The following is a 24,454-nucleotide window of genomic DNA, read 5'->3' as shown; positions in this document are numbered from 1 at the left end:
AAAAAACAATTCTAAGAGAAATACTTTGCATCTTTTTCTGTTCATGGTACGCACGCAGGAAAGAAGCTTCAATATAAGGTTTTGTTTAAAATGCGTCTGCTGGGAATAGAAACAAGTTGTGATGAAACGGCAGCGGCTGTCATTGAATATAACAATGAATCAAACAGCCTAATTCTTTCCAATGTTGTTTGGAGTCAAATTGATCACCATGCACCTTACGGCGGTGTTGTTCCTGAAATTGCTGCTCGTGCCCATGTTGAAGTTCTTGATCATTTAATTCTGCAAGCACTAACAGAAGCAAACACAAAATTAAAAGATATTGATGGCATTGCAGCCACCAGTGGGCCTGGTTTGATAGGAGGATTGTTGGTAGGCGTTATGAGCGCAAAAGCACTCTCTCTTGCCACTGGCAAACCATTTATTGCGGTAAATCACTTAGAGGGACATGCTTTAACAGCCGTGTTAACGCACAACGTCAGCTTTCCTTATTTATTACTTTTAGTTTCAGGAGGTCATACACAAACAATCATTGTTCATGGAGTAGGCAACTATCAACGTTTAGGAACCACTATTGATGATGCATTAGGAGAAGCCTTTGATAAAACAGCAAAACTTTTAGGTCTTCCTTATCCTGGTGGACCAGCACTTGAAAAAGCAGCTTTATTTGGTGATAAAAATCGCATCCCTCTTCCACGACCTTTAAAAGGTGAAAAACGGTTAGACTTTTCTTTTTCAGGACTCAAAACTGCTGTTCGACAAGCGGCAACAGCCATAGCTCCTCTTACAGAAAATGATATTGCTGACATTGCCGCAAGTTTTCAAGCCGCCGTGACCGATACAATACATGATCGTATTCACCTAGCCCTACAACACTTTGCCCACCAATATCCTCTCTCTGATAATCAAGAAAAGCGTTCTCCTGCTTTGGTTGTCGCAGGCGGTGTTGCCGCAAACCAAGCCATTCGCTCTACGTTGCAAGAACTTGCCCATCAACATGGTTTTGAATTTATAGCCCCTCCTCTTTCCTTGTGTACCGATAATGCTGCAATGATTGCTTTTGCCGGTGCACAAAAACTCGTACGAGGAGAAACAAGCTCTCTTGACATTGCACCCCGCTCACGCTGGCCATTAGATGAAAAAGCCCCGCCCTTGATCGGGATGGGACGCCGTGGAACAAAAGCATAATAAAATTGACGTCCTACACACATCTTAAAGAACGAAGATTTCTACTCAATCCGGTCTATAGATAGTCCGAATTCTCTATCGAGCAGATTCCATCTGCTTCCCACTCACACAATTCACTTAACCCAAAGATCGACACGTAAACCTAAATATTCACCACACATTCTTAAAAACTTCATGTTTCAAAAAACTGCCTTATATCATTACACTTCAAATGACGGTATTTTACAGCATAATAAGACGCACTCTATCCCACAAAGCATAGATATGAATGCCATTCGTTGACCTCATCATCTTTGACCATTTATTCGTTTCATTGTCATTGTAATTTTAAAGCTTTTTAGAACCAATTTTCTTGCTAAATTCTCTCCAACGCAATGCTCCAATGATCCTATAGTAACTACATTTCAAACAGCAGCTGAAAAGATGATTAAGCTTCCACATGGCTGAGCAATTTTAAGTCTATTACTTCGCGATACACTGATATATTTTTCTGCTACAAGATAAGCAAAATACCTTTATACAACATGAAATATCAATGGAGCGCATTTTTCTATATACAAGTTATTTTGAAATAAGAAAAAACAGATAATGCCCGTTCTTTACTCCATTTTAAAAATCACCCTTGATGATATTACAAAGATACTTATAAAAAATTGGACACGACGAATGCATAACAATCTATGAAAAAGGTGAACACATGGCTTATTGGCTTTTTAAATCTGAACCCCATAAATGGTCATGGGAGATGCAAAAGAAAAAAGGAGCTGATGGCGAACAATGGGATGGTGTACGCAATTATCAAGCCCGTAACAATATGCGCGCTATGAAATATGGCGATAAAGGTTTTTTTTATCATTCAAATAAAGGTTTAGAAATTGTAGGAATTGTAGAAATATGTGCTGAAGCACACCCTGATTCTACAAGCTCTGATCCACGCTGGGAATGTGTGGATATCCGTGCACTTTGTGACATGCCAACACCTGTTTCATTAAAACAAATTAAAGCCAATCCCAAACTAGCAAATATGGCGCTGGTCAAAGCCAGCCGCTTATCAGTGCAACCCGTGACAGAAGATGAATGGAAAGAAGTCTGTTTGATGGGCAACCTTAAGAGGGAAATGCTTTTATCTTAAAACAATAATTTTTATTCATTAACTCATATAAAAAGATGCTTCATAACGCAGAAGAATAAGCACAACACCTCCTTCTGTTGAGGTATTCTCATGCTAAATGCATAAATATGATATTTTTCTTTGTCATTTTTTATCCTGCACTCTTTCTCAATACAGTCTCCTTCCAAATTACACAAAAAACCTCTTTATGATGCATCTTTTCGGCATTGTTAAAAGCAAGGCTTACTCAACAATTATAATAAGCAACACCACGAACATAACACTCAGCCCCTTCACACACAAATGCAACGAAAAAACAAAACTGAACGTGGATAAAAAAACAATAAAAATGATCGTGAAATTCTCCTAAACAGTGCATATGTGCTAGGTGTTGCACAATTCTCTTCACACTTAAAAAACGCATCATATTGCGTGTTTATTGTTTTGCATGTTGGACGAGTGCGCCTCATACCGCAGGATTCTCTCATTCCCAACCTGTTTTATATTGAATCAATCAAAAGCTATTTGCTTGCACATTCTAAGCGGAGAAAGTCCCATATAGATAAAAAACGTGAAAGAAAGGACTAAAAATTCCTCCTATGAATCGTCTCAAGTGCCAAGGACTGTCCGCAACACCCACGAGCTGGCAAAGTGAATGATAGTGGCAGCTTGTTTCTCCATAAGCGTAAAGATGATGACACTCAATAGCTAAAACACCTTCTAGAACATAAAAAACGCTTCCAACCAATACGTAAAATACCCTGCAGACGGAATACCTTCTTTTCAGCAAGCAACCATTAGAAATTATAAAAGTTTATTTTTTAGAAGCACTCTTTTTTAATTTTCCTCTTTTAATTTTTCTTGCATGAAATCTCATTTTTCATGAAACTATATCAATCAGTGCATCAACATGCCTATAAGGAAAAACATGAACCACTATACTCTTTTAATCGTTGAAGACGATGATCTACGCCCCATTTTAGTAGAACAATTGCAAATGCATCAAGAGTTTAAAATTTTCCAAGCAAAAACAGCAGAAGCGGGAATGAGAATAATCCAAGAAGAAAATATTGATCTCACTATTTTGGGATTTCAACTTCCTGATCTTGATGGCTACAAAGCCGTTAAACAATTACGCACCCAAGGATTTCGTGCCCCCATTATCATGATAATAAATTATGATACAGACTGTGATAATATTTTAGATCTTGAAACAGGCGCCAATGATTATGTAACAAAACCCTTTCGCTTTGCGGTGTTATTGGCGAGAATTCGAGCACAGTTGCGCCAATATGAACAAAATGAAGACGCAACCTTTCATATTGGTCCCTATACTTTTAAACTAAGACAAAAACTTCTTCTTGATCAATGCAACAATAAAATCTGTCTCACAGAAAAAGAAGCAGCGATCCTTAAATGTCTCTATCATGCCAATGATAAAATTGTCAGCCGTGAAACATTGTTAGAACAAGTTTGGGGATATAATGAAAATATTGTCACCCATACTTTAGAAACCCATATCTATCGTTTGCGACAAAAAATCGAAAACGATCCCTCCAATGCACAAATTCTCATGACAGATCAAAATGGTTACCGTTTAAATCTTTAATTCGAGATTTACTGTTTCAAAAATAATTTTAATATCCTAAATGAAAACAGAAACGAGATGAAAAAACCTTCGCATATAATTCGAATGCTATTACATAGAACTTACTCTTATGACAAAATATATAACATTATGAATAAAAAACGAAATATTCTAACATGAGAACCAAAAACAAAAATGCTTTCAACCCTCACGATATACTTTGTAACTTCTGTTTCACATGCTTTTGTTCTTTCTAAAGTTTTTAATATGTTTCGCATATAAATAATCGTGATATCTTTTAGCAACATTCTTGATCATAACTATCATCTTTAGATGAGTGCTATTTATGATTATTTTTTTCAAAAAAACCGCTCCACACACTGCTTTATCTCATATTCACTAGCCTAAATTGAGAGATGTTTTTTATCTTTATAGTTTTCCTCTATTCTTTATGACGTTATCTCCTCTTAAGAGGTTATATGATTCATGATATAACGCTAAATGTTTATCCTAACGATAAAGCCACTGAGCACCACCATCTTTACGCTTATAAAAGAACAAGCCAGCACCATCACACACTTATGTTAGATCTCGATGTTGCAGAGGAGCCCTTGATACTTGAGATGGTTTATAAGAAGCATTGTAATCCTTCCTTGTACAGTTTTTAACCACCCTAAACCATATTATGTAAGATCTCTTGGACTCTGCTATTTTTACGTTTACGAAGATACCAGCATTTTTTTCTTTTAAAATGTTTCCACTATTCATGAAATATGGTTCGGTATATAGATACTTGAGATTTTTATTCACATACCAATTCCACATATTAATGTACAAAAGAATATTTTTTAATTGTAAATGCAAAAAATTGAAATAAGAGAATGCCTCTATATTTGCGGTTCTTATGACAATGACAAAATGATTAATTATCTTTATAAATTAAAATATTTCTTGTCTGTGGTGATAAAGTAGGAATAAAAATACGTCGCGACTGACGACGCTGTACGAGCAAACCCTGATAAACACGTTTTTGTGCCTGACACATTAAGAGTCCACCAAAATAAGGCAAAAGATAGCGAGCAAATGGCTCATAAAAAAATGAGAACAACCGCGAAAAATAACCCGTAGAGGGCATATAGTGTACAATTTCTTGTATTGGCCCAGAAACAAAATTTGTTTTTTCGAACAAACGAGTAATTTGTTGCCGACTATAGGGTTCGCCATAACCAAAGGGCGTAGTAATATTGCGCGCCCAAAAACCAGAGCGATTAGGTACAATAACGATCAAGTGGCCATTAGGTGCTAAAACACGCCATATTTCATTCAACGTTTCAAATGAATTTTCTGTATATTCTAATGCATGTACCAATAAAATACAGTCAACTGACGCATCAGGAAGTGGCAAATCTTCTTCAAAAACAAGCGCTGTAGCAACTTGCTCAGAACAAGGCCAAGGCGAAACACCCTGAGAAGCTGGCATAAAAGCAAAACATTGTTGGGCACGTTCACGCAATGTAGAAAGATAAGGAAGTGCATAACCCAATCCCATAATCCGTTTATCCGTAAGATCAGGCCACCATAAATTCAATTGGTCACACAGCGTTTTTTGCACACGCAGTCCAAGTGCAGAAGCATAAAAATCTTTCAGCGTAACGATATCCAACTCAACATACCATGTAGAAACAAATTTCAAACATTACAGATTTTCATATACCAAACCTATATGGACTTCTGCTTTTTTTCCGCAATAGCGAACATTTCAATATTGCATATTTTAAACTTAAATGATTAAAAAATCAGTACAATAGGATGATTATTGCCTTACAAGCACTTTAATCATTTTTTTGGAGATAAACCCCATAGAGGTTCTTCATATACTGTTTTTGACATCAATTAAGAAAAAAGCCAACACTGGTTAATTAAAATGAAGCAATCTTTCAAGATAGTTTTTTTCTTCTTCTGAAAGATGCTCTTTACCAAGACGTTTGCGAATTTCATCCAAAATCTGCCGCGTACGCATTTGATCACTTTCTTGTGGTAGTGCCTCGCCTTCTTGTTCTTCATCTGTTTTTGAAGAAAGTGGACGTCCTAACGGATCTTTAGGACCAGAATCAGCATTTTGATCATTTCCCGTTTCTTTAAGTGTTTCGCGCATTTTTTTCAAAACATTTTGTGCACCTTGCCTCAAAGATTCCAAAGCATCAGACTGATTTTGTATAGATACCTGATGATTTCCATTATCAAGAGCATTTTCCGCAGAATTCATTTTTTCTTCTGCCCTTTTCAAGGCGCCCCCTGTTTCAAATCCTTGTTCTGATAATTCTTTTTCTAATGTTGATAATTCAGATTGCAATTCAGCTTGACGTTTTTTTAAAGATTTTTTTTGTGTTTCCGGTACATTTTCTCCGCGTTTTTGTTCCATCTCTAACTGATGTGTTTCATTGAGAATTTCTTGCTGACGACGCATTAAATCTCCAAGCTGGTCCATCTTTTCTTTCATTTGTGCAGATTGGCTTTTTTCTCCCTCATTTTGATTACCTTTTTGCACATGCAAATGATCAAGCGTCTGTTCAACTTCCGCCAAGAGTTGTTCAGCTGCTAAAGAAGAGCCTGTTTTAGCCATTTCCTCAATTAAATTTAACTTTTCTTGTAATGTAGCTTCAGAAAGATTAGGACTTTTTGAGCTTTTAGAATTTTTAGAAACTTGACTATCCGGTGCTTTTTCAGCCAAAGCACGAATATACTCATCCATAGCTTGACGTAAATCTGCCATAAGCCGTTCAATTTCTGCCGCTGAAGCACCGTAACGCAATGCATCACGTAAAGCAGCTTGTGCTTGTTTTAACTTTTTTTGCACGGATTCAAGTTGATTGCCTTCAATACCCAAAGCAATTTGCCATAAATAATCCACCACATCGCGCAAATCCTCGTCTGTTTGTGCTAAAGAAAGTCTTGTCCACGCACTTTGTAGAACAATAAAATGCGATGCATTTTGCAACCCCTTTTCTGGACGTACAAGCAAAGCAGAAAGCATATCAAGTACCCGCTCTCGCGCTAAAGGATTAAGAGCTAATAAACGACGCAGTTCAACCACTGCGCGTGCAACAGGATTCGAAAAAACACGCTGTGGTAATATCATAACAAAAGTTTTGCTACGCCCTTTCTGCCCCGCACCATCTTCTGCCACCAAAGTAATTTTGACTTGCGAACCCGCCCATGGATGCGCTGATATATCCTGCACCATTCGCATTTTCCCCTTTCCACCACGCGGAAGAAGAAGCTCTATTTCCGGAGCATTATAAAGAGAAGAAGCCCTTTTATTCTGAGGAAGAAAAGGCTCTATTTCAACAAAAGCCTTTGTCACACCATAATCATCATCCACCACATATCGTAACTCCAATGATCCCGTTAAAATCCTCCCTGGTTTTTCCAACCAATGAATTGTTGGAAGCGTGTCCTTAATTATCTGCAAATGCCATTGCTGTTTTTTACGACGTGATGATACAAATAAATTTATTGGATGCTTTAAATGTGTTTCAAAATGAACAATTGGATCATTCAAAGCTGTTTGTTCCGTTTTCTCTGAAAACGAAACTTCCCTCCCATCTTCTACAGACTTTGCTTTTACTGTAATGCCAGCCCCATTGACAACACGCACAACAACATTACTCCCTTCAGGGATTTCTAGTTGTGTTTTCTCATCTTTTGTCAAATAAATCGGTGCCACACCGGTATAAGCAGGTGGTGTTACCCAAGCATCAATCCGCATGAGTTTTTCATCAACGATAGGACGAAAATCAAAGGCATCAGCCAAACGCCCCCCTTGTGAACCAAAAGAAAAACTAAAAGCGCACACAAAAAGAAGAGCACACAAAGCCCTCAAAGCTAAAGGATCATAATCCGCACTATTAAGAGAGATAAATCCAGTTTTTAAATGGTATAATTGCTTTGCCATTCGGCGTTGATGTTCACGCCAAATAACAGCACTAAAATCTTCATCATTTTCAGAACATAAACGATCTGTCTGAATATTCAAAGGCTGATGTCTAAGATCATTGACGCGTTCAAGGCGGCAATTTACTTCCCGCATTGTGGGAAACCGAAAACGAATAAGAAAAAATAAACTCGCCCCAGCACAAATAAGTATAACCCCAAGTAAGAGCAAATGTGACCAATAGCCCAAAATACCAAAAAGTCCCAACCAGCTAAACGAACAAAAGAGACTAAGAACGAGGAAAAATGGTAACAACCGTACCCACATCCGTTCAAATGAAAGGATCCCCCACATCAAAATGCGCACACACAAAAGCTTCATTGCAAAACCTTTGATGTTTTTATTTTTCATAAACAAGCATTTATCCCCTTTTATCGTGGTGCATTAAGATCATAAACCCCATACAAAACAATTTCTAGAAAATAAATTGTTTCATCAAAGTTTAGTAAAAATAAGACCCAAAATATTTAATAATGCTCAATCTAATTTGGGCTCAATCCAATCTGGAATATGATCACAGCCTATCAATTGTGCATAATCAAGGCGTGGACGAATGACTGCATAACGCGTATCCTGAACCAGAACTTCCGGCACCAAAAGTCGACTATTATAAGTGCTTGCCATCACTGCGCCATAAGCCCCTGCTCCTGTTAACATCAAAACATCACCCGCTTTCAACACTGGCAAAGAACGTTCCAAGCCTAAATAATCACCAGTTTCACAGATAGGACCGACAATATCAGCATTAATCAGAGGGGCATCTATTGGTGTTTTTTTCACTGGCATTACATTTTGCCACGCATCATAAAGCGTTGGACGCATGAAATCATTCATCGCCGCATCAACAATAACAAAATTTCGTCCTTCCCCCTTTTTTAAATACACAACCGATGTCACCAACACACCGGCTTCACCAACAATACTACGCCCAGGTTCTAGGATAATATTGATCCCTAAAGGCGCAATATGTTTCTTTACCAGTGCTGCATACTCAAAAGGAGAAGGTACTGGATTCTGCTCATAACCATAAGGAATACCAAGCCCGCCCCCAATATCGATATGGGTTATCGCATAACCATTATTCCATAATTGACGCACAAAATCTGCAACAATAACAAATGCATCCTCAAACGGTTTTAAATCACAAATTTGACTGCCAATATGGAGATCAACACCACACACATGAAGACCGGGCAATTGAGCTGCTTTTTTATATGCATTACCCGCCAAAGACAGTGGAATACCAAATTTATTCTCAGACTTACCTGTTGTAATTTTCTTGTGAGTCTTAGCATCCACATCAGGATTAAGGCGTAAAGAAATACGAGCTGTTTTTGAAAGCGCAGCAGCCCGCGCCGATAATTGTTCAAGTTCTGGCTCTGATTCAACGTTAAAACAATAAATATCTTGTGCAAGAGCAAAATCTATTTCTCTCACTGTTTTACCAACACCAGAATAAACAATATTCTGCGCAGGAATACCAACAGCAAGTGCACGCCGTAATTCCCCTTCTGAGACCACATCAGCTCCCGCTCCATTGTTAGCTAAAAGTTGTAAAACTGCTTGATTGGAATTCGCTTTAACCGCATAAGCAATTAAACTCGGCATATCATGAAATGCATTCTGATAATCTTTAAAATGTGCAACGATTGCGCTAGCTGAATAACAATAAAAAGGTGTTCCAACTTCCCGCGCAAGTTCCAAAAGAGAAAGACCTTCAGCGTGAAGCACACCCTGATGATAAGAAAAAAAACGCATAAAAATTCCTATTGTATTAACCGATCAAGAATAAAAGGTTTATCTGTTTTGCCTTGAGAAACAAAAGTTCCTTGTGAAGAATTCACTCCTGTTGAAGGAGGCATCTCCAATGACCCTTTACGCCCACACCCAACGACACCAAAGCCCCCAAAAAGGACAACCATCAACCCCTTTATTATAATTTTCATCTGTCCTCTTTCCTCATCTCGATTTCTTTTTTACCTTTAAAATACAATCACTCAAGCGCTCACGAGACGCTTTTTCCAATACGCAATTTGTCGAAGAACCTCTGAAGGCGCTGTTCCCCCAAAGCTTTTACGACTTTCAACAGATTTTTCAACGGTCAAAACATCAAAAAGTGTCGCATTGATATCAGGACAAATTGCTTGAAGTTCATCTAATGATAAATCATGAAGGCGACACTGTTTTTTTTCTGCCAATGCCACAGCACACCCTGTGATGTGATGTGCTTTGCGAAAAGGAATCCCTAAATTGCGTACAAGCCAATCCGCAAAATCTGTAGCTGTTGCATACCCTAAATCCGCTGCTTGTTTCATAGCTTTTTTATTCACCTTCAAATCAGCAATCATCCCTGTCATTGCTGCTAGTGATAATTCCAAACTCAAAGCCCCATCAAACACATATTCCTTATCTTCTTGCATATCCTTTGAATAAGCAAGCGGTAATCCTTTCATCACCGTTAACAATCCCATAAGTGCAGCATTCAATCGACCTGCTTTCGCTCGTACTAACTCTGCCGCATCAGGATTTCTCTTTTGTGGCATAATAGATGAACCCGTTGAAAAAGCATCTGATAAATGAATAAAACAAAACTGTTCACTTGACCAAAGAATTATTTCTTCTGCTAAACGTGAAAGATGTGTTGCACAAAGAGCGCCAGCGCTTAAAAATTCCAATGCAAAGTCACGATCTGAAACACTATCAATTGAATTGCGTGTAGGTTCCCGAAAGCCTAGCGCTTTTGCTGTCATAAAACGGTCAATTGGAAAGCCTGTCCCCGCTAAAGCAGCCGCCCCTAAAGGCGATTCATTCATTCGCTCAAGAGCATCACGCATCCGCGATAAATCTCGACCAAACATTTCAACATAAGCCATCATATAATGACCCAATGTTACAGGTTGAGCCAATTGTAAATGCGTAAAGCCTGGCATAAAGGTATCAACATGTTGTTCTGCGCGAATAAGTAATTGCTCTATCAATCCTTTTAAAGCTTGTGCTATCTTTTGCGTTGCTTCACATACCCACAAGCGAAAATCAACAGCAACTTGATCATTGCGTGAACGCGCCGTATGCAAACGCCCAGCTACAGGACCTATCAATTCGCTCAGTCGCGCTTCAATATTCATATGAATATCTTCAAGCTTTCGTGAAAAAACAAATTTACCGTCTTCAATTTCTTGGCGAATAAGTTTCAAACCATGAACAATTTTTTCATAATCTGATTGTGAAATGATTTTCGTTTGCGCTAACATAGCCACATGAGAAAGAGAACCTTCAATATCTTGTCGATAAAGTTTTTGATCAAAATCAATAGAAGCATTAATTTCTTCCATAATTGCAGCAGGAGCTGCCGCAAACCGACCACCCCACATTTGGTTCTTTAACTTCTCATCTGTCATATTCTGAAAACACCCATCCAAAGGACAAAATTATGATTTTTCAAATTTTCATCAGCGAAAAAAACAATAAAAAAAGGCAACTCTCCCTTGCATTCTTTATCATTGCATTGAGTTTATACGCAACCATAAACTACGATACCAAAAGAGAGTTTTTTCTTTTCAATTTCATTTCAGCAGCACAAGCACAAGAAATAAATACTGATAAAGCACGAGCAGAAAAAATGATGGCGATACGAAAAGCAGCAAAAGGCTTTTTTAGCCACATACGATTTGCTGATACGCCCTCAGATATGAATAAACTCTCTTTCAAGGATATTCTAGGAAAAGAGCACACACTCAGCGAATTTACTGGAAAACCAATGCTGGTCAATCTATGGGCTATTTGGTGTGCACCTTGCCGCACAGAAATGCCTGAACTTGCGCAATTAAAACGTGAATTAGGTGGAGAAAACTTTGATGTCATAGCTATTAATATCGATAAAACTGCTTCTCCTGAAAAAATTCAGCAATTTTTACAGAATATTCATTCAGATAATTTGCTTTACTATCGCGATGAAACAATGGATATTTTCAACAATGTTAGAAAACAGGGGCTCGCTTTAGGACTCCCCATTACATTACTCATTGATAAAGATGGATATCTCATTGCTTCTTTCAATGGTGCAGCTCCGTGGGCCAATGACGATGCCAAAGCACTTATAAAAGCAGTCATTAAAGAAGCCCTATAACTTTAATAACCGCGTCTTTTTAAACGTTGTATAACAAGATCCAGTGCTGACAAAAAAGCAGAACGGTCTTTACGAGAAAAAGGACGGGGACCACCTATTATACTGCCCTGTCCACGCAAATCTTCCATCAAATTGCGCATCGCCAAAGCCTGACCAATTGAATTTACATCAAAAATACGCCCCGTTGGCGAAAGACAAAAACCCCCAGCTTGCACAACCCGTGCTGCTAAAGGAATATCACTGGTAATAACGATACTTGCCTCATGCACATGTTCTACAATCCAATCATCAGCACCATTGAATTCACCAGCAACGACCACTCTTTCAATGAGTGCTTCATCTGGAAGGGACAAAGAACGATTTGCCACAACAAATGTCTTAAGCTGATAACGATTCATCACACGATAAACTTCATCTTTTACAGGACAAGCATCCGCATCAATCAACAAAGTGATAGCAGGCTTTATTGGGATATTCATACCTTGGCTTTCAAGCAATAATAAACTCTTTCATTCATCTGAATGTTGCAAATCCTTGCGATAAAACATTATCGCCGCATTTATTTCTCCTCCCAAAATAAAAATTGCACTCAATATGTAGAGAAAAATAATAGCAACCATAATAGATGCCAACCCTGCATAGGTAGAAATATAATCAAACATCGTTAAATATTGCGCAAAAGCGATAGAAGCCATAAACCATATAAACATTGTCACCACTATTCCTGGTAAAATATCTATAATTTTCCGCCGCCCTGCTGGAAGCCATTTATGAACAATCAAAAGACTGATAAACAAAATAACGATTGCAACTGTATAACGCCATACACGAATAACAGCAATATATTCAGTCATAAAAAAAGAATGATTTTGCATAATTTTGATCAACAAAGGCGCCAGAATCAATAAAAAACTAATCACAACAAGACCAACAGCTCCAAGGATTACAAAAAACAGACTTTGAAAACGACAAAATAACAAACTCCGTCGATCAGTAACACGGTAAGCTTTATTTAAAGCCGTACGCAAAGCCTCTATCCCATTAGAAGCAAAATAAGCCGTTCCAATGACAGAAAGCGTCAACACACCTCCTCGATGAATGGTTAAAACATTGACAATTTCCTGAGATAACGGCTCTGCAATAACATCAGGCAATAACTGCACCAGTGCTTTAATTTTCTGCGGTGTATAGGTAAAAGCACCTAGAAAACGAGCAAACGATGTTCCAAAAATAAAAAAAGGGAAAAATGCTAAAAGCCCCGATAGCGCAACATGGCTTGCAAAAGCACTCCCACTATCACGCCAATAATGACTTACTGCGTCACACAAAATACGATAGCTATACCAAAAGATATTTTTTAACAAAACTCAATACTTTCTGGTAAAACTCTTCCTCAGTCTATTTCAAGTTTTATAAAAATCATCAAAACTCTGCAAATAAACATTTTGCAATGTTGCAATATAACGGTCAATAATCAATACGGTCAAGCCCGACTTTATACCAAAACAAAAACAATAACCCACTCTATGAAGTTCTACAACGACTTCATTTTTTTGTTACTTCTACAGATCAGTAACCTCTTCTGTACATCATATGCCCTATAGAGAACTAAGCAAGATGATCGTGCACACATAAAACCTTTTGAAGTCATGGTTATCTATATCGGAGCAATCGCCACTCTTTTTTATTGCAATCTATGACTGAGTAGAGAAAAAACTTCTTATCGGTTTTTAGAAAAAACCAACGAAATTCAACAACCCCCCTTGCTTTTATTCACCCTTTTTTAGAAACACTCTGACGTCCAAAATCAGGAGCATCAATTTCCTGTCCAGCATCAATAATATTGCGACGTACAGCACGCGTACGTGTAAAAAAGTTAAACAGTGTCTCACCATCTCCTAAATGAATTGCCCGTTCTAAAAAAGCAAGCCCTTCACTAAAACGACCCAACATTTCTAAAATAGCATCTTTATTATGCAAACAAATATCCCGCCACATAACGGGATCAGAAGAGGCCAAACGCGTAAAATCACGAAAACCAGAAGCGGAATAAGCAATCACTTCTGAATTTGTTACTTTTTCTAAATCACTCGCTGTCCCAACAGTATTATACGCAATCAAATGGGGTAAATGTGAAACAATAGCCAAAACAAGATCATGATGCTTAGGTTCCATCTTTTCGACACGCGCACCACAAGCTTCCCAAAACGCTGTTAATTGTGCGACAGCAGCAGCATCGCTATCCGCAAAAGGCGTTAAAATACACCAACGATTCATAAATAAATCAGCAAAACCAGCATCCGGTCCTGAATATTCCGTTCCAGCAATTGGATGCCCTGGAATAAAATGAACCGTTTTTGGCAATAAAGGTGCCATTTCCGCAATAACCAACGCTTTCGTAGAACCAACATCACTCACAATCGCTCCAAGTTTTAAATGATCACGAATGGTTTTTGCCACTTCTGCACTAGCCCCAACAGGAACAGAAAGAATAACCAAATCTGCTCCTTCAACAGCTTTTGCATTATCTGTCGTATAAAAGTCCCCAAGCTCCAATTCACGCGCTCTTTTCAGGGTTTCTGGACGACGTGTTGCAATAGAAATCTGAGCCGTAAGATTTTTCTTTTTAATCACTCTTGCTAAAGAAGACCCAATCAGACCGATCCCAATGAGTGCTATTTTTTCAAACTGGATATGGAGCATCTTTCACCTTCAAAGATTCTTTGCAAATGGCAATAAAGACAATTGTAAAATCACAATTTTCTTGTTTGTTTGTTCAAGAGTTATGCGTAAAACATTAAAAAATGACAACTAGGGAATAAAGAATAACGCAGTTTACCAATTATCACCTGCGCAAGCTGACAACAGATCACTTTACCTAGAAAACACATAAAAAATAAATGACGAGAAATCTAAAATCACGCTCTAAAACTCCCTCTTAATTACTGATCAAAGCGCATCACCGAAACAAAATAAAATGCACTCTCAATTAGGATAACAACGACTCTACATAAAATCCCATCAGTTTACTTTATCTTACTAATTTACTCACAAAAAACACATCAAAAGCGTAAGCAGACACTAACTCTTCTCCAATTATCCCGATACGTTCATTAATTTGTACATTAGACCTATATAAAAACGTATTACGCCTCCACCTACAACATCAACATAAGTTTCGCGAATATTGAAAACACCGTAAAACAACGCATACCAAAATATACCATTAAAAACATTTTCCTCTCCCGATTCCGGATACCGTAAATCAAATAAATATGAGAAAAACACGCCCTCTCAATAAAGAAAAAGTTTGATAACAAAAACACCGAATATCCCTTTAATGGAATCACACCCCTTACGTAAAACAGAACGCCCTCAACAGAATAAATTTGGATTACAAATTCATGGGTTTGTTTTAAAAGGCATCTCGCTCCCTAGCCTATCTCACGACAGTGTTCGTAAATGTTATAACTATAAATCTATTAAGCACGACCCTCTTCACACTTAATAAAACACTATCATTATATTTTCCTACCCCCAATGTTGCAAAAACCTTGGAATTTGAGAGCATTCATAAGAGGCATTTTTAGTGCTTTCTTGTACAGCTTTTATCCACACGCCCCCCACTTATGACGTGCAAAAGACATTGTTCTGATTGATTTAATATGAAAAATAATAAATTATTAATAATAAACAATGGCTAGCTCTGTTTATGAGACACATTCATTGCTAAGATAATCATCTCTGTATCAAACATAAAAGTTTCCCCATAAGTGCTGTCGTTTTCATCATAATCTATTTTGACCTTCTCCTCATCCCACGAAGATTCTTAATTCATACAGATCTGCACACCATTCACTTTCTTGTCTAAAAGATTCCTCTAGCTCACTATTTTATGTGATTCAATTAATCTATAATATATTGATTTATAAAAATAACAATTTTTTTCAATTTGAATTATAACTTCGAATACTGTAAAATTCTTCCATCACAAACCCTCTTATCAATTAAAATCTCTTGTCTACACGTCACAAGAAGACACGTGAGAAAAAATGATGAAAAACGCTCTCTAATGCTAAAAACTGTAGCAACATTAGAGGCTAGCAAAGTATATAATGAGTGTCGACTTTCACTTTTATTAAGCGTAAAGATAGAGTGGCTCTATGGGTTTTATATTCTTCACAAGGAACTTTACTTCTACACCATTCATAAACACCGCCGCGAAATAGATATGACGCGCATTGAAAAATATTTCTAAGAAAGCGTATGAATCTACCATACAAGTGTCTTCTGTTGTTTGAGATACTCTGTTTTACATGGGGATGTTACTCCATTAAGACTCTATGAACCAACCTAATATTCACCAAATACCCACACAAAAAAACATCGAACACATAAAATTTGATATGAGCCTCGTATCACTACTCTAAAAAACAGTATTTTACGACACAACAAAATAATAAAACTGTTTCAAAATGGCCTTTTGAAAATAAACTATTTCTTTTGAAGAAAAATTTCTATCAAGCTTTCAAGCTCCTAAAATGCATCCTCAAAAATACAAGTTCCACCAACCTCTACTTGATAGCATAACAGTTTTAATTGCTGAAAATACCTCTGTGGTATACCAAAAATAAAAAATCATTATATTTCTAGGCTGTTAAGCTGCCATCTGGCGTCGTGCAATAATTGTAAGCCCTAACAAAACTTGACGAATGATAGCTTCGCCCAAAAGTGGATTTTTACGACTGTCTAAAACAGCACTCTGAATTCTTTCCATTGCATAAGAAATTTGTTCTAATTTCCAATATTTTAAAGCTTGTTCAACGATCTTTTTCCGTTGAAAAAAAATGGGAGGACGAGCTTCAGAAACCACCGTAAAAGACGATTTTCCTTCAACCTCTACCTGATAACGCAATAGCTGTAATTGCTGAAAATGCCTTTGAGCTGTACTCAAAATTAAAAAAAGTGCCCCCTGCACTGCTGCATGTCGGTTAAAATGCGCTTCAAAGCCTGATATATCGCCCAATAAAAGAGCATCAATGACTTCATCTTGAGAAAGAACACTTACATCACTTACAACAGCTTTCACATCTTCAAGAGTAATATGAACATTTGCAGCGTAAAGACAAAGCTTTTCTAATTCACCTCGTGATACAAGGCGATCCGCCCCTAAACATTCATGCAACCATCTACGTGCATCTAAAGAAAGAGTCTTCTTAAACTGTCCTAAAACCTCATCAATCAAACCGTCAAGAGAACGCATATCATCGGCAAAACAGGGCAAAGCCATCGCTTTTGATGCCGTTTCAACAGCATTGCGCAACCCTGTTCCTTTTTTTAAATCCCCTGCCTCAATGAGAATAAAACAAGCTTCTGGTGGTTTCTCAATTAAAAGTTTTAAGGCAGCAAGAAAACCTTTTTGGTTAGCAGCATTAGAGATCCATATCAAACGATCTCCCCCAAAAAGCGATAACGTACGCGCTTCATTTTCTAAACGTGCAGGATCTTTATCAATTTCAGCAGCATCCAAACGAATTGTCGAAAATGGATCTTCTATTGCTACCCGTGTAAGTTTTGCAAAACATTGTGCACGCTCACAAATAAGACCACGATCTGGCCCATAAATGAGAACAATAGGAAAAGCACGTGAAAAACGCATTAGAAACTGATCAACTTCATGTGCTTTTTTCTGAGCCACACTATTAATCCATTAATAGTTCATCATCATCAAGAACTTCCCCGCGAACTTTCTGAAACATGCCAATTAAATCATTGACATCCAAGCCCTTCCGCTCTTCATGACAGACATCCAAAATCACTTTTCCACCATGCAACATCAAGGTACGATCGCCATAATCAAGAGCTTGACGCATAGAATGAGTCACCATGATAGTTGTTAATTTTTTCTCTTCAACGATTTTTTCAGTCAACCGCATCACAAAATCAGCCATTCCAGGATCAAGCGCTGAGGTATGTTCATCAAGCAATAAAACATCCGCATGTGCTAATGTTGCCATCACAAGACAAACTGCTTGGCGTTGCCCACCTGATAAACTATCCATAGGATTATGAATATATGTTTCAAGACCAATGCCTAATTGAGCAATTTTCTCTCGAAAAAATTGCCGTTTCTCATGATTTAAAGCCGCACGCAAACCACGACGACTTCCTCGAAGAGCAGCAAGAGCCAAATTTTCTTCAATTGTTAAAGAACCACAACTTCCCTCTAACGAATCTTGAAAAACACAAGCAATTTTTCCAGCGCGTTCACTGACTGATTGCCTAGAAACATTTTGTCCATTGATAACCACTTTCCCTGTTGAAGGAAGCGTTGCACCCGCTAAAACACTGAGCAAAGTTGATTTACCAGCACCATTTGAACCAATAACCGTAACAAAACTACCCTGATCAATTTTCAGGTTAATATCAATTAAAGCCTGTTTTTCCAAAGGTGTTTGCGGTTTAAATGTGACCCCAACATGAAAAAACTCAATCACGTTTATGCCTCCTCCAATAGCGTGGCACAATAAGGGTTAAAATAACCAACAGTGAAGTAATCAACTGAAGATCTGTCGACGTATCAATACCAATGCCATTTGCTTCAAATGCAAATTGCACCGCCACACGATAAAGCACAGACCCTACAATACAGCTGATTATAATCCAAAAAATATTGCGCGTACGAAAGAGAGTTTCACCGATAATCACGGCTGCCAATCCAAAAACAATTGTTCCAATTCCACCGGTAATATCTGTTGCAATCGCAGTTTGAATATAAAGAGAACCACCAAGTGCCACACACGCATTGGAAAGCCCCATTCCAAAATATATCAATGCTGATGTATGAACACCTTGCGCCGTCGCCATGCGTGGATTAGCTCCCATTGCACGCATAGCAAGACCAATTTCACTTTCCAAAAAGCGCCAAATCAAAAACGCCATAACGAGCAATACAATACCAACGAAAAGAGGACGCACAAAAATATCAGACAAACCAAACAGATTATAAAAGGGCGTTAACGCCGTATCAGCAAGAGCTAAATTAACATTAGACCCTCCCATAATTCCCATAATACGAAGATTAACCGTATAAAGTGCCGACATTGTTAAAATAGAAGCTAAAAGATTCAAAATGCCAAAACGCAAATTCAACATAGCTGTTAATAAACCAGCCACCATACCTGCACAAAAAGCGCATGCCATAGCTATCCATGCATTGAAACCCAAGAGAATCAAAACACCACAGACACAGGATCCAAGAAGAAACGATCCATCAACCGTTAAATCAGGAAAATCTAAAACCCGAAATGAAAGATAAACCCCTATAGCAACAAACGCATAAATAAGGCCTAATTCCACAGCACCAGAAAACGCAAATATATTCATGTAAAGACAATCCCCATGAAAACTTAACGTATTTTTATTGTATCAACACTCTATCAATAAAAGTTATTGAATCACTTTTGTTGCACGGTCAATAACTGCCTGCGGAATAATAATCCCTGCTTTTTGGGCTGCTTTCAAATCAATTCGAATGTCATTATTAGCCGCCTGCACAACATCAATATCACCAGGCTTTTCACCCTTTAGAATACGCACAACCAATTTCCCAGCATCAACCCCTACATCATAGAAATTCACACCTTGCGTCATAAAAGGCCCGCGCCCGATAGTATTAGCATCAACAGTAAATACAGGCATATTGGCTTCCTCTGAGACCTTTATTGCACCTTCTAAAACAGATAAAATCGTATTATCAGCAGGAACAAAAATAATATCGACCTTACCGATTAAAGCGCGTGTTGCTGCCTGAACATCTGAAGGCTTTGGTGCCGATGAGGGAATAATTTCAATTCCAGCTTTTTTTGCTACATCCTTTAACGTTTTAAGTGTCGAAACAGAATTTGCCTCAGAAGCATTATAAAGATAACCAATTTTTTTCAAATCTGGTTTTACTTCTTGTAAAAGTCTAACACTTTCTGCAACATCTATACGATCAGAACTCCCCGTCATATTACCGCCAGGTTTGGTAAGCGAAGAAACTATTTTAGCTCCGATAGGATCAGAAATTGCTGCAAAGACGATAGGAATTGTTTTTGTTGCCGCAAGCATCGTTTGTGCTGAAGGCGTGGTAATTGCTACAATAACATCGGGTTTATCACCAACAAATTTACGCGCAATTTGCGTTGCTGTTGAAATATTACCCTGCGCTGATAAAAAGGTAAGTTGAAAATTTTCACCTTGCTTATAACCATTTGCTGCAAGCACATCTTCCACACCTTTACGAACAGCATCCGCAGCAGGATGGACCATAATTTGCGTTATTGCAACTTTAACGTGTTTAACTTGGTCATCGGCCTTTGCAACACTGTTCATCATAAAAACAGTTGCAATGATAATCCCTAATATATTTATTCTCTTCAACATTATATTCCACCCCTCTCCATGCAAAAATTAAAAAAGGAATAATTTATGACTGAAGAATTTTCTAAAATCAATCTTTATTTCATTTTATCGAAACATGGACAAAATAAATCAAACTAAAATGATATTTTTTTGTTGCAATTCATAGAAGCCTACGCCATACAGACAAGACATATATCGAATCGGTAAGCGGGTGTAGCTCAGGGGTAGAGCACAACCTTGCCAAGGTTGGGGTCGTGGGTTCGAATCCCATCGCCCGCTCCATTGAATTTTGTATTTATTCGTTCTTGTGTGGAGTTATAGCTTGTCATCGGTTGTTGTAGCTGTATGTATGTAGCTTGCCAGCAGGTTTTGTATGTTTTGCCACTAGGTTTTGTACCAATTTATTTTTTTCAAAGAGTTTTTAAGGGGTTCTCAAAGGGTCTTCAAAGACTTTTCAAAGATCATTTAAAGGTCTTTTATGTGTATTGTTACTTTTTCTATATCGCAGTCGATGATGAAAAATCTCTCACGCTAATTGTAATTATTTTCAAACGAAATAAACTGTTTTCACCTATTATTTAGAGTAAATTAAGTTTTTGGGATTTCTGGCACATCATTTGAAAGACAAAAGAAATGTTCCCTTGTACTTGTGCAAACAGCGTGGACATCATTTGATAATCCTCTTTCTTGAACAAATTCTTATCCAGAATAATCTTCAATACAAAAATAAATTAATAACTTGGTTTATAAAGATAATTTATAATTATTCATATTGAGCAAGCGTCTAAAATATCATAGGATTATCTCATTTCAAATCTCTATACATTAAAATCACTCACAATCATCTGCTCACGCATAACAGGAAAAATTGAGGCATCAATAAAATTCACTTGAAGAAAGGAATAAAAACTCTTCTTCTGAAAACTCTGAAATACCAAAGATTATCGCAAAATTGGGAGCTAAAATAGTATAGAGGAGTACCCCTTTCACCTTGAAAACGTAAAAATGGGGAGCATAATAGCTTTATACACTTCATAGAGGCTTTAGACCATTCACGAACGTTATTATAAAATGGATATGACACACTTTGAGAGAAATCTCTTTAAAATAGACATGTGAATTAACAATATAAATGCATTCTATTTTACATGAGGAGCATAACTTCAAATCAAAATAAGGTAACATAAAGTATTGAAACCATCATAGCGCACAATAAAATCAGACCATTTTAAATGTTTAATGGTAACCTCTGCTAAACAACAGAATGAAAATTCAATTTTGAAAAGATTAAACCATATGCTACAGGTCTATTGAAAATCCGATTGTGCAATCGACTACCTTCTCGCTAAAGCTTAATCACTATAAATATAAAAACCTTAAAGTCCGCTCTAAATTCGTAAAAGTTTCTAGATCTTGCTGTATTAAATGTTGAAACTCCTCATGGCTACTCATCTGAAACGCCAATAATTTCATAAAGCAGTTCCATAAAAAAGGATAATGACGTTGTAATATCCGAAAAAAATTTACCACATCACCTGAAAGATCATTGATAATTCCATCAGGAAGTATCAATTTCTATTTAGAAAACCCTATCCATGCCGACAAAAACTATGTAAATGTTAGATATATAATAATTTTGATGACGATTTTGGCTCATCCTGTTTTACCACCAATATAAGAAACAGCGAATATAGTGGATCCGCCAGCTTTAATATCGCCTTGTAAAAGGTCTTTCCCTCTACTCTTTTTGCTATCAAATCCTGATTTTACAATTCCTTGCTCTCTTTTTTATACTCAAAATTGCCTCTGAAACAGGATAGATTAATCGTAAAAAATATATAAAAGAAACAAATTATAACATTTTTTCTTATCCTTCTTAATACAAAATAACTGTTAATCTACAATGCGCTAACACTTATCAGTCACAAGTCCAAAACATCATATAATGACGAAATAAATTCATAGAGTGAAGATTTTTCACTATCAACCGTTGTATTAATCTTTCCATAATGCATAAAAATGATGAAGCGGCCCTCGCCCTTTCCCTACTTTTAAAGCATCTGAGGCAGTTAAAGCGCCATGCAAATAATCTTTTGCTTGTTTAACAGCGCAATCCAAAGGTTGAGTAGGTAACAGAGCTGCAATGGCAGCAGAAATGGTACACCCTGTCCCATGATCATGAGTGGTTGAAAGACGAGAAGCTTCAAGTATAAAAAGGTTTTCACAATCACAATAAAGATCTGGACTAGAACAATCGTAATTTTCTGTACTATTTTTGGTAAGCGTATTCAAATGTCCCCCTTTTAACAAAACTGCATGACACCCTAGCGCCAAGAGTCGTGGAGCATATTGATACATAGTCTCTAAAGACCATTGCACTTCACATCCCAATAACAATGCAGCTTCAGGCAAATTTGGCGTGATCAAAGTTGACATCGGCACAAGAACATCACGCATAATTTCAATTGCATCAGACTTTAAAAGAACATCACCACTTTTTGCAACCATAACCGGATCAAAAACAATGAAACGCGCTTTATGATAAGCAAGACGTTCTGCAATAACCTGTGCAATCTGAGCATTTGCAACCATACCAATTTTAACGGCATCAACATGGATATCCTCAAAAACAGAATCAATTTGATCTGCAACAAAAGAAGCATCTAATGCCTGAAAAGAACGCACACCCTGAGTATTTTGTGCAACAACAGCTGTAACCACACTCATACCATAAGTTTTCATAGCTGAAAAAACCTTCAAATCCGCCTGCATTCCAGCGCCACCAGAAGGATCTGTTCCCGCAATAGATAAAATCCGTGGAATAAAAAGTTTATCTTTTTGTAATTCCATTAACCTCTTTCCTTCTGTTTTTAAATATCGGAAAATGAGTTACCGAAAAAATAGATGCTTGAGAAAACATAAAGAAGATGTTTTCTCATGTGAATTATATTATATATGAAGTCTTCTTATAGATATAAAATGGAAAATGTAGTGCTTATCCTTCGTTCTATTCTTTTTACGTTCGCTTTTTATACAACAACTTTCATACAAATGATTCTTTACGCTCCCGTTTATTTTTTAATGCCCCGCAAAAAGGCATGGATTGTCCCTAAAACATGGGCACGCGTTACACTCTTTTTGCAAAAATACATCGCAGGCACAAATTATGAGATTGAAGGTTTAGAAAATCTTCCCAAAGGACCCTATATCATTGCTCCAAAGCATCAATCGGCTTGGGAAACTTTCAGTCTTGTTCCTTATTTTGATGATCCCACTCTCATTTTAAAACGTGAATTGATGTGGATTCCATTGTTTGGCTGGTATATGGCAAAAACGCAAATTATCCCCATTAACCGCACAACACCCATCAAAGCCTTAAAAATGATTATACAAAAAGCAAAAGAGAAAGTAAAACAAGGGCGCCAAATCTTGATTTTTCCCGAAGGAACACGCCGACAACCCGGTCAAGAACCAGATTATAAGTCAGGAATTGTCGCGCTCTATAATGAATTAGGACTTCAAGTTGTCCCTATTGCACACAATGCGGGTTTATATTGGCCACGCAATAATTTTCGCCGCTATCCCGGAACAATTCGTGTCCGTATTCTTCCCCCGATAGAAGCGGGTTTAAGCAAACGTGATTTTCTAGATCAACTTGTCCAAAAAACTGAAAAAGCGTGTGATGAACTGCTTCTCTTAGCAGCTCAAGATCCTACCCCTCCTCCTATGCCACCATACGCTGTTCAGAAACTTCAAAAACTAAATCATCATGAAACAATGCACTGATTGATAAGAATAATGCATAACTTTGTATATTGAGCGGAGTATAGGGAACAAAAATATAAGAAAGATACTTCAAACTTTCTAATTCAAAATTGTAAAACACTTGTACATGATAAGAAATGATCAATGTGTAAATTTTTTTGAAAAAGAATTCTTCCTCTCTTTAAAGTTATTTAAATAACATACATCTCATTGATTTATAAGGATGTTTTAGCGTTATTCAACTTGAATGAGAACCCTGAATACCGTAAGATTTTCTCA

General features: G+C 37.3%; 18 protein-coding genes and 1 tRNA gene. 6 read left to right on the top strand and 13 right to left on the bottom strand.

Annotation, left to right across the window (positions count from 1 at the left end; translation table 11 throughout):
- Positions 1-90 precede the first annotated feature (90 nt).
- The 3 genes from tsaD (at position 91) to ACFINE_RS02570 (ending at position 3,905) form a co-directional block, all read left to right on the top strand.
- The gene (gene tsaD, locus ACFINE_RS02580; RefSeq protein WP_375620937.1) at positions 91-1,185 is read left to right on the top strand and encodes a tRNA (adenosine(37)-N6)-threonylcarbamoyltransferase complex transferase subunit TsaD; all 1,095 of its coding nucleotides are present in this window, start codon (positions 91-93) and stop codon (positions 1,183-1,185) included.
- Positions 1,186-1,882: 697 nt separating this feature from the next.
- A complete protein-coding gene (locus ACFINE_RS02575; RefSeq protein WP_375620936.1) occupies positions 1,883-2,317 on the top strand; it encodes an EVE domain-containing protein in 435 nt (144 codons plus the stop codon).
- Positions 2,318-3,224: 907 nt separating this feature from the next.
- A complete protein-coding gene (locus tag ACFINE_RS02570) occupies positions 3,225-3,905 on the top strand; it encodes a response regulator transcription factor (RefSeq protein ID WP_375620935.1) in 681 nt (226 codons plus the stop codon).
- A 901-nt stretch (positions 3,906-4,806) separates the two neighbouring features.
- Here the strand turns inward: ACFINE_RS02570 and ACFINE_RS02565 are convergent.
- From ACFINE_RS02565 to argH, 5 genes are all read right to left on the bottom strand, one after another.
- Positions 4,807-5,577: a class I SAM-dependent methyltransferase gene (locus ACFINE_RS02565; RefSeq protein WP_375620934.1), complete on the bottom strand. Its 771-nt coding sequence runs from the start codon at positions 5,575-5,577 to the stop codon at positions 4,807-4,809.
- A 222-nt stretch (positions 5,578-5,799) separates the two neighbouring features.
- Positions 5,800-8,229 (bottom strand): TIGR02302 family protein, encoded by a 2,430-nt coding sequence (locus ACFINE_RS02560; protein ID WP_375620933.1) that lies wholly within the window; start codon positions 8,227-8,229, stop codon positions 5,800-5,802.
- 126 nt (positions 8,230-8,355) lie between these two features.
- Positions 8,356-9,636 (bottom strand): diaminopimelate decarboxylase, encoded by a 1,281-nt coding sequence (gene lysA / locus ACFINE_RS02555; RefSeq protein ID WP_375620932.1) that lies wholly within the window; start codon positions 9,634-9,636, stop codon positions 8,356-8,358.
- An 8-nt stretch (positions 9,637-9,644) separates the two neighbouring features.
- Positions 9,645-9,824 (bottom strand): LPS translocon maturation chaperone LptM, encoded by a 180-nt coding sequence (locus ACFINE_RS02550; RefSeq protein ID WP_375620931.1) that lies wholly within the window; start codon positions 9,822-9,824, stop codon positions 9,645-9,647.
- Between the two features lie 51 nt (positions 9,825-9,875).
- Complete coding sequence (gene argH, locus ACFINE_RS02545; RefSeq protein WP_375620930.1) at positions 9,876-11,276, bottom strand: argininosuccinate lyase; 1,401 nt, start codon at positions 11,274-11,276, stop codon at positions 9,876-9,878.
- 32 nt (positions 11,277-11,308) lie between these two features.
- On the opposite strand from argH, the gene ACFINE_RS02540 reads away from it, so the two are divergent.
- Entirely contained in the window at positions 11,309-12,004 is a 696-nt protein-coding gene (locus ACFINE_RS02540) for a TlpA disulfide reductase family protein (protein ID WP_375620929.1), read from the top strand.
- Between the two features lie 2 nt (positions 12,005-12,006).
- Here ACFINE_RS02540 and ACFINE_RS02535 read toward each other — a convergent pair whose 3' ends face one another.
- From ACFINE_RS02535 to ACFINE_RS02505, 7 genes are all read right to left on the bottom strand, one after another.
- Positions 12,007-12,483, bottom strand: a complete 477-nt coding sequence (locus ACFINE_RS02535) for a YaiI/YqxD family protein (protein WP_273790302.1) — start codon at positions 12,481-12,483, stop codon at positions 12,007-12,009.
- A 30-nt stretch (positions 12,484-12,513) separates the two neighbouring features.
- Complete coding sequence (locus tag ACFINE_RS02530; protein WP_375620928.1) at positions 12,514-13,368, bottom strand: YihY/virulence factor BrkB family protein; 855 nt, start codon at positions 13,366-13,368, stop codon at positions 12,514-12,516.
- A gap of 409 nt (positions 13,369-13,777) precedes the next feature.
- A complete protein-coding gene (locus ACFINE_RS02525; RefSeq protein WP_375620927.1) occupies positions 13,778-14,707 on the bottom strand; it encodes a prephenate/arogenate dehydrogenase family protein in 930 nt (309 codons plus the stop codon).
- 1,954 nt (positions 14,708-16,661) lie between these two features.
- Positions 16,662-17,702 (bottom strand): DNA polymerase III subunit delta, encoded by a 1,041-nt coding sequence (gene holA / locus ACFINE_RS02520; protein ID WP_375620926.1) that lies wholly within the window; start codon positions 17,700-17,702, stop codon positions 16,662-16,664.
- Between the two features lie 4 nt (positions 17,703-17,706).
- Positions 17,707-18,501 (bottom strand): ABC transporter ATP-binding protein, encoded by a 795-nt coding sequence (locus ACFINE_RS02515; protein ID WP_375620925.1) that lies wholly within the window; start codon positions 18,499-18,501, stop codon positions 17,707-17,709.
- Positions 18,494-19,390, bottom strand: a complete 897-nt coding sequence (locus tag ACFINE_RS02510) for an ABC transporter permease (protein WP_375620924.1) — start codon at positions 19,388-19,390, stop codon at positions 18,494-18,496. Before ACFINE_RS02510 ends, ACFINE_RS02515 begins: the two co-directional genes overlap by 8 nt.
- A gap of 63 nt (positions 19,391-19,453) precedes the next feature.
- Positions 19,454-20,431, bottom strand: a complete 978-nt coding sequence (locus ACFINE_RS02505; RefSeq protein WP_375620923.1) for an ABC transporter substrate-binding protein — start codon at positions 20,429-20,431, stop codon at positions 19,454-19,456.
- 186 nt (positions 20,432-20,617) lie between these two features.
- Between ACFINE_RS02505 and ACFINE_RS02500 the strand changes: the two genes are divergently transcribed.
- A tRNA-Gly gene (locus ACFINE_RS02500) sits at positions 20,618-20,692 on the top strand.
- 1,713 nt (positions 20,693-22,405) lie between these two features.
- Here the strand turns inward: ACFINE_RS02500 and thiD are convergent.
- Positions 22,406-23,260, bottom strand: coding sequence for a bifunctional hydroxymethylpyrimidine kinase/phosphomethylpyrimidine kinase (thiD, locus tag ACFINE_RS02495; protein ID WP_375620922.1), 855 nt, complete (start codon positions 23,258-23,260; stop codon positions 22,406-22,408).
- A 129-nt stretch (positions 23,261-23,389) separates the two neighbouring features.
- Here thiD and ACFINE_RS02490 point away from each other — a divergent pair, with 129 nt between their 5' ends.
- On the top strand, positions 23,390-24,196 hold the full coding sequence (locus tag ACFINE_RS02490; protein ID WP_375620921.1) for a lysophospholipid acyltransferase family protein: 807 nt from the start codon (positions 23,390-23,392) through the stop codon (positions 24,194-24,196).
- Positions 24,197-24,454 lie beyond the last annotated feature (258 nt).

The sequence above is a fragment of the Bartonella sp. AA97HXZ genome (assembly GCF_042196985.1).
Lineage (GTDB): Bacteria > Pseudomonadota > Alphaproteobacteria > Rhizobiales > Rhizobiaceae > Bartonella.
This window is presented reverse-complemented; position numbering and strand designations above follow the sequence as displayed.